This window comes from Ruegeria hyattellae (assembly GCF_041537925.1).
Lineage (GTDB): Bacteria > Pseudomonadota > Alphaproteobacteria > Rhodobacterales > Rhodobacteraceae > Ruegeria_C.
This window is the reverse complement of record NZ_JBGOSH010000027.1, coordinates 26196-32781: the sequence shown is the minus strand read 5'-3', so window position 1 is coordinate 32781 and position 6586 is coordinate 26196. Positions and strand designations below refer to the sequence as shown.

The following is a 6586-nucleotide window of genomic DNA, read 5'->3' as shown; positions in this document are numbered from 1 at the left end:
ACTGCGAACAGGATCACAGATCTTGGGTAGTGCGCACCTTTGAAGTCGATCATCGGACATTCCCAAGCATTGCAGCAGACCGACACCAGTTGGATCAAACCGCAGGAATGTGCAACCTACCGACCAAAGTTTGCGACAAAGCCACAGGCTTTGCTTACCAGGCGCGGAAATTAGGGAGGTCTTGATGGCCGAACAGATGCAACGCAGCGGGCAAGCGCATGTCGAGCTTGAACTCTGGACTGGCGAAACTGCACCACAGCGCACGTCGAAGTGGCGAAGGCCTGGTCAGGTCGTGCCAAACTACGAGTTCTTTCAGCAAGATGCCCCATTTCTCCCAATTTGGGATTGAGCTTTCAAAAACAAAAAAGCGTGCAGTCTGGGGCCATTCTGCCTCAGTTCTGATCCAAGCAAGACTGTTTTGGCAGCCGTTGATAAGAGCTCTTTCAAATAATGTCGGACATTATTGTATATTTTGTCCGACATTATGTGTAATGTTGGAAGAACATTGATTCGGAGCGGCCACACGTGACAGAAAATTTGCCACCCCAGGAACAGAGCGAAGAGGCAGGCAACTCGCTTAAAGAGTTACCTCCCGGCAGCACCAGCCGGGATGTTCTGGATGCGCTTTCCGAGATGATTGATGCGGAAGGTTTGAAAGTTGGTGACCGTCTGCCACCGGAAGTAGAAATCGCACGCCGCCTTGGAATTGGTCGGGCAAAGGTCCGCGAGGCCCTGACGAGTTGGCAGAACATGGGCATCGTTATTCGCAACAAGAAAGCCGGGACACGTTTGGCGGCGGAAGTGTCGGCAAATGCGATTCATCTTCCTCTGACGTTGAAGCTTGAAGCAGAGAGCCTGTTGCGAACCCACGCAGTACGCAGGCCTTTGGAAATCGAAGCGGCGAGGATGGCGGCATTGAATTGCACCGAGGCGCAAGGACGGTTGATTACTGCCCGCGTTGCAGAACTCATAGCCACATATGCCGCTGGTGAAGACTGGCGGCAGGCCGACTACCGGTTCCACTCATCACTGCATGACACCTGCGGAAATCCTCTGTTCGGGCAATTGATCCGTCAGATTCAGCAAGGCTTCAATGAGGTTTACGAAGCGCCCTTCGGTCAGCCGCATCTGGGTCAGGCGACGATCCCAATTCACACCCATCTTGCCGAGGCGGTAGTCTCGGGTAATGCCGACGAAGCCGGGCGGATAGTCGGTGAAATCATGGACATGGTCGAAGCAGAAATTCTCCAGATCATGGAGAACCAGAATGTCTGATCATAGAGACATCGCGACCCTGTTAGCAGCGGTACTGCCAGACTCTGATGGGGCAGTGACGCCTCCGATCGTTCAAACCTCGCTGTTTACGTTCGATAGCTATCAAAGTTTCGAAGACAGGATGGCAGGCCGGTCGGATTCTGCAATCTACACCCGCGTGGAAAACCCAACCGTCGCAGCGTTTGAAAAGCTCATGGCTGAAGCCGAGCAAGGTGAGGCAGCGGTTGGTTTTGCTTCCGGGATGGCAGCCATTTCCTCAACGCTATTGGCATTCGTCAAACCCGGCGATCGGATCGCCTGCGTTAGACATGTCTATCCGGATACGTACCGGTTTATGGAACGTCTGCTGCGCCCGTTTGGCGTGCATATTGAATACCATGCGCCGGAACGTTTTGTAGATGACCCGGAGTTGCTGGCTGATGTGACACTGGCCTATCTGGAAAGCCCTGGATCGGTCGTCTTTGAAGCAATAGACCTGCGTCGTGTCGCCGAACACGCCAAACGTCACAATGTGTTGACGATGGTCGATAATTCCTGGGCCAGTCCGGTGTTCCAGCGCCCCCTCACACAGGGCATAGACATCGTCATCCACTCAGCCTCGAAATATATCTCGGGGCACTCGGACACGGTTGCGGGCGTGGTGGTCGCCTCCCTGGACCATATTGCTCGCATCCGTGATCTGACCCTTCCTTTGCTCGGCGCGAAACTGGCGCCCTTTGAGGCATTCCTGCTGACGCGAGGCCTGCGTACTTTGCATGCGCGCATGATGCAGCATCAGGCGGCGGCCAACATGTTCGTTGATTGCCTGGCCGCAATTCCACAGGTTCGGCAGGTCAATTCACCCGGTGCAAACGACGTTCCCGGATTGACGGGGCGGTCTGGACTTATGTCGATCGAGTTCGATGACAGTGTCGACATCGCAAAGTTCTCCGATGCGTTGAACCTTTTCCGCCTCGGCGTGAGTTGGGGTGGCTTCGAAAGCCTGATCCTGCCGGCGCGTGTCGGACTTGCTCAGGCCGGTGAACAAAACTCGATGCAGAAGTTTGGCGTCTCGCCCAATCTTGTGCGCCTGAATCTTGGGCTCGAGTCAGCTGACGATCTCTGGGCGGATTTCACATCAGCACTCGCAAAAAGCACAGCTTAAAAATGCGCCCCCGCGCAGAAATCAAAACCAACTGGAGGAAAACATGAAAAAACTATTAGCAGGAATGACAGCCGCTGCCGTGCTGATGGGCTCGGCCTCTTATGCCGAAACCACACTGAAACTGGTTGAGGTGATCACCAGCCCCGAGCGTACCGAGGTGCTTCAGGGGATTGTCGATGAGTTTGAGGCCAATAATCCTGACGTCGCGGTCGAGATCGTCTCGCTTCCATGGGGCAGCGCATTTGAAAAACTGGCCACAATGGTGGCGGGTGGCGACATCCCGGATGTGGTTGAAATGCCCGACACGTGGCAGGCTCTCTACGCCGGATCTGATCAGTTGGTCAGCCTCAAAGACCATGTAGCCGGATGGGACCAGGGAGCAACTCTGACCGACAAGACCGTCGCGATGGGCAGTCAGGCGGGCGATCTCTATATGATCCCTTACGGCTTCTACCTTCGGGCAATGTTCTACAACAAGAAACTGCTGGCCGAAGCGGGTATCGACACCCCACCGACAACGATGGAAGAGTTTAAAGCAGCCTCGGCTGCAGTATCCGAACTTGATGGTAAATACGGGTATTGTTTGCGCGGTGGTCCCGGCGGCACCAATGGCTGGATCATGTTCGCCGCAGCAATGAACGGCACCAACGAGTTCTTCACAGAAGACGGCATCAGCCGCATCAACGAACCCGGCTCGGTCGAGGGCATCCAGTTCATGATCGACATGTATCAGAACGGATATGCACCCAAAGACAGCGTCAGCTGGGGCTTCAACGAAATCGTGGCCGGTTTCTATTCCGGCACCTGCGCGTTCCTTGACCAGGATCCCGATGCGCTGATCGCGATCGCCGAGCGGATGCCGGCAGAGGATTTTGCCGTAATCCCAATGCCGGTTGGGCCTTCAGGCAAAGCCTTCCCAACCATTGGCTTCGCGGGTTGGTCGATTTTCAATGCAACCGAGCATGAAGAGGAAGCCTTTGATCTGGTCGCAGCCCTGTCCTCTCCAGAAGCCAACGCGACATGGGCCAAGCGGGTTGGCGTTATTCCGATCCACAAAGGCGCCGATCAGGATCCGCATTTCCAGACCGAGCAATTCAAAGGTTGGTTCGAAGAGCTGAACGGTGAACAATACGTGCCGACCACAATGCCGACTAACCTTGAACAGTGGGGTTACTTTGGCAGCACGCTTCTGCTGGAATCAAGCCAAGAAGCTTTGCTGGGGCAGCGCAGCGCGCAGGATGTCGCGGATGAGTGGGCAGAGTTCCTCACCGACGAGCATGCCAAATGGAAGGCAAACCAGTGATCGCTCGCGTTCAAAAAACTGTCAGGCCCGGGGAAACCCGGGCACGACGCTCTCTCTACCTGCAATACATGGTCGAGCCGTTCTTCTATCTATCTCCGGCAATCCTTTTGATCGGCGCTGTGATCATGTTCCCGCTGATCATTGGGGTCTCCTATTCGTTCCAATCCATTGAGCTGTTGAAACCGTTTGCCTCCGGCTGGATCGGGTTCGAAAACTATGTCGATCTATGGAGCGACCGTAAGTTTTGGATTGCGATGGAGAACACGCTGTTCTGGACCTTCTGGTCGATTACGTTCCAGTTCCTGCTTGGCCTTGGCCTTGCGATGCTTCTGAACACACAGTTCTTTGGCAAAAAGCTGTTTCAGGCCCTCGTTTTCCTACCATGGGCCGTTCCGACATTTCTGTCTGCCCTGACTTGGGCTTGGCTGTTCAACCCGGTCATCGGCCCGTTGCCGCATTGGCTGGCCGCACTTGGCATTCTGTCGGAGCCCTACAACATCCTCGGCGATCCTGAGCTTGCCATGTGGGGCCCGATCACTGCGAACATCTGGTTCGGCGTCCCGTTTTTTGCCATCACGTTGCTGGCAGCTTTGCAATCGATACCCGGTGAACTATACGAAGCAGCAGAAGTGGATGGCGCGACCCCGTGGCAGACTTTCACCAAGATTACATTGCCGTTCCTTGCGCCGATGATCGCGATCACGGTTATGCTGCGGACTATCTGGATCGCAAACTTTGCTGACCTGATATTCGTGATGACTGGCGGCGGTCCCGCCAACTCGACGCAAATTCTGTCGACCTACATTTTCACTACCGCCTTCCGAAAACTGGATTTTGGCTACGCGTCCACCATCGCTGTGGCGTTGTTGGTGATCCTGCTGATCTATGCCGTCATCCTGCTCTGGCTTCGTAAGAAGCTGGTAAAGATCTGAGGAGTTGGCCATGTCAGTCATCCAAAAACACCACCCTGCAATGGTCTTAGGGAAGTATGCAGCGCTCGCATTCTATCTGATCTTTGCGCTGTTCCCGCTATATTGGCTGCTCAAGATCGGGCTTACGCCGGATGAGTTGATCTACTCCGAAGGCACCAGGCTGTTTCCGAGCGAGGTCACGTTCTCGAACTTCACGACGGTCATTTTCCAGACTGACTTTGTGGCCTATTTTCAGAATTCTCTGGTGGTGTCCCTGGGCGCGGCCTTTTTTACCACTCTGTTCGCAGCTGGGGCGGGCTATGCCTTTTCACGCTTCGTATTCGCTGGCAAACGGATCATCATTGCATTGATGCTGGTCACCCAGATGTTCCCGTTGCTGATGATCATTGCACCGATCTATAAGATTGTCGCTGAACTGGGACTGTTGAATTCGCTGACAAGCCTGATCGTCGTCTACACCGCCTTCAATATTCCTTTTGCAACATTCCTGATGCAGTCATTCTTTGACGGTATACCGAAGGACTTGGAAGACGCGGCGATGATGGATGGCTGTTCGCGGTTTCAGGCGCTGTGCAAAGTGGTCTTCCCGCTGACATTGCCGGGCCTCGGTGCAACGCTTGGTTTCGTCTTTACTGCAGCTTGGTCAGAGTTGCTGTTTGCGCTGATGCTGATCTCGAAGAACGACGCGATGACCTTCCCGGTTGGCTTGTTGACATTTGTTTCCAAGTTCTCGGTCGATTGGGGGCAAATGATGGCAGCCGGCGTGCTGGCGCTGATCCCAAGCTGTCTCTTTTTCATCTTCATTCAACGTTATCTCGTGCAGGGCCTCACGTCCGGCGCAGTTAAAGGATAGGAGGCCAGTTCATGGCACGTATCGAACTTCGTGACGTTGCAAAACGCTATGGATCCGTTGAGGTCTTGCGCAACATCGACCTTGAAATCCAAGATGGTGAGTTCATTGTTCTGGTGGGGCCGTCGGGTTGTGGCAAGTCTACGCTACTGCGCATGGTGGCGGGGCTTGAGCCGATATCAAGCGGTGAGTTTCTAATCGATGGCGAGCGTATGAACGACGTGCGCCCAAGGGACCGGGACATTGCAATGGTGTTCCAATCCTATGCGCTTTACCCGCATATGGATGTGGCGCGGAACATGGGGTTTTCGATGGAAATCCGCAAAGACCCGGTGGCGGAACGTAAGTCCAAAGTTGCACAGGCGGCAGAGACACTGGGTCTAACCAACCTGACGGATCGTTTGCCCAAAGCTCTATCTGGTGGTCAACGCCAGCGGGTCGCCATGGGTCGTGCCATTATCCGCGACCCGCGGGCCTTCCTGTTCGACGAGCCTCTGTCAAATCTCGACGCTGCGCTGCGTGTTGAAATGCGGCTGGAGATTGCACGCCTGCACCAACAACTCAGTGCAACGATGATCTACGTGACTCACGATCAAGTCGAGGCTCTGACACTGGCGGACCGGATCGTTGTTCTTAACGGCGGGGATATCCAGCAGGTCGGCAGCCCTTTAGAGCTCTATGAACGTCCGGCCAATAAATTTGTTGCCCAGTTCATTGGCTCGCCCACCATGAATGTTGTGCCCGTCGTCGGAACTGAAACGGGCGTGACCGCCAGGAATGGAACTGAAATCAAACTACAGGATGAGCTGCTTACGGCGCAGGCGAAAGAGCTGGGCGTAAGGCCTGAGCATATCGATGTCGTGGACAACGGCTCCGGTGATCTTTCGGCCGTGGCTGACGTTGTTGAACATCTGGGGTCGGACACGAACATCTACGTCAACGTCGAGGGCATAGGATCAATGATGGTGCGCAAGCATGGTAATATTCCAGTAAAATCTGGTGAACGACTTGGGCTGCGCATTCAGACGGAGAACGCGCATCTGTTCGCCAAAGATGGCACAGCATTGCGACAGGTCGCCTGA

General features: G+C 54.7%; 8 protein-coding genes. All 8 read left to right on the top strand.

Annotated features, from left to right (window positions below):
• The coding region (locus tag AB1E33_RS28805) for a hypothetical protein (protein ID WP_372580665.1) at positions 1-185 on the top strand (185 nt) is incomplete at its 5' end.
• Positions 185-349, top strand: a complete 165-nt coding sequence (locus AB1E33_RS28800) for a hypothetical protein (RefSeq protein WP_372580664.1) — start codon at positions 185-187, stop codon at positions 347-349. The genes AB1E33_RS28805 and AB1E33_RS28800, both read left to right, overlap by 1 nt.
• A gap of 176 nt (positions 350-525) precedes the next feature.
• Complete coding sequence (locus AB1E33_RS28795; RefSeq protein WP_372580663.1) at positions 526-1275, top strand: FadR/GntR family transcriptional regulator; 750 nt, start codon at positions 526-528, stop codon at positions 1273-1275.
• Positions 1214-2419: an aminotransferase class I/II-fold pyridoxal phosphate-dependent enzyme gene (locus AB1E33_RS28790; RefSeq protein ID WP_372580662.1), complete on the top strand. Its 1206-nt coding sequence runs from the start codon at positions 1214-1216 to the stop codon at positions 2417-2419. Before AB1E33_RS28795 ends, AB1E33_RS28790 begins: the two co-directional genes overlap by 62 nt.
• A gap of 43 nt (positions 2420-2462) precedes the next feature.
• Positions 2463-3722, top strand: coding sequence for an ABC transporter substrate-binding protein (locus tag AB1E33_RS28785; protein WP_372580661.1), 1260 nt, complete (start codon positions 2463-2465; stop codon positions 3720-3722).
• Positions 3704-4654 (top strand): carbohydrate ABC transporter permease, encoded by a 951-nt coding sequence (locus AB1E33_RS28780; protein ID WP_372580660.1) that lies wholly within the window; start codon positions 3704-3706, stop codon positions 4652-4654. The genes AB1E33_RS28785 and AB1E33_RS28780 overlap by 19 nt, the downstream gene beginning before the upstream one ends.
• A gap of 10 nt (positions 4655-4664) precedes the next feature.
• Positions 4665-5507 (top strand): carbohydrate ABC transporter permease, encoded by an 843-nt coding sequence (locus tag AB1E33_RS28775; RefSeq protein ID WP_372580659.1) that lies wholly within the window; start codon positions 4665-4667, stop codon positions 5505-5507.
• A gap of 11 nt (positions 5508-5518) precedes the next feature.
• The gene (locus AB1E33_RS28770) at positions 5519-6586 is read left to right on the top strand and encodes an ABC transporter ATP-binding protein (RefSeq protein WP_372580658.1); all 1068 of its coding nucleotides are present in this window, start codon (positions 5519-5521) and stop codon (positions 6584-6586) included.

What these genes read in the sequence shown, in the direction of transcription:
- AB1E33_RS28785 (WP_372580661.1), top strand. Translation starts at nt 2,463, where the DNA reads ATGAAAAAACTATTAGCAGGAATGACAGCCGCTGCCGTGCTGATGGGC.
- AB1E33_RS28770 (WP_372580658.1), top strand. Translation starts at nt 5,519, where the DNA reads ATGGCACGTATCGAACTTCGTGACGTTGCAAAACGCTATGGATCCGTT.
- AB1E33_RS28775 (WP_372580659.1), top strand. Translation starts at nt 4,665, where the DNA reads ATGTCAGTCATCCAAAAACACCACCCTGCAATGGTCTTAGGGAAGTAT.
- AB1E33_RS28780 (WP_372580660.1), top strand. Translation starts at nt 3,704, where the DNA reads ATGGAAGGCAAACCAGTGATCGCTCGCGTTCAAAAAACTGTCAGGCCC.
- AB1E33_RS28800 (WP_372580664.1), top strand. Translation starts at nt 185, where the DNA reads ATGGCCGAACAGATGCAACGCAGCGGGCAAGCGCATGTCGAGCTTGAA.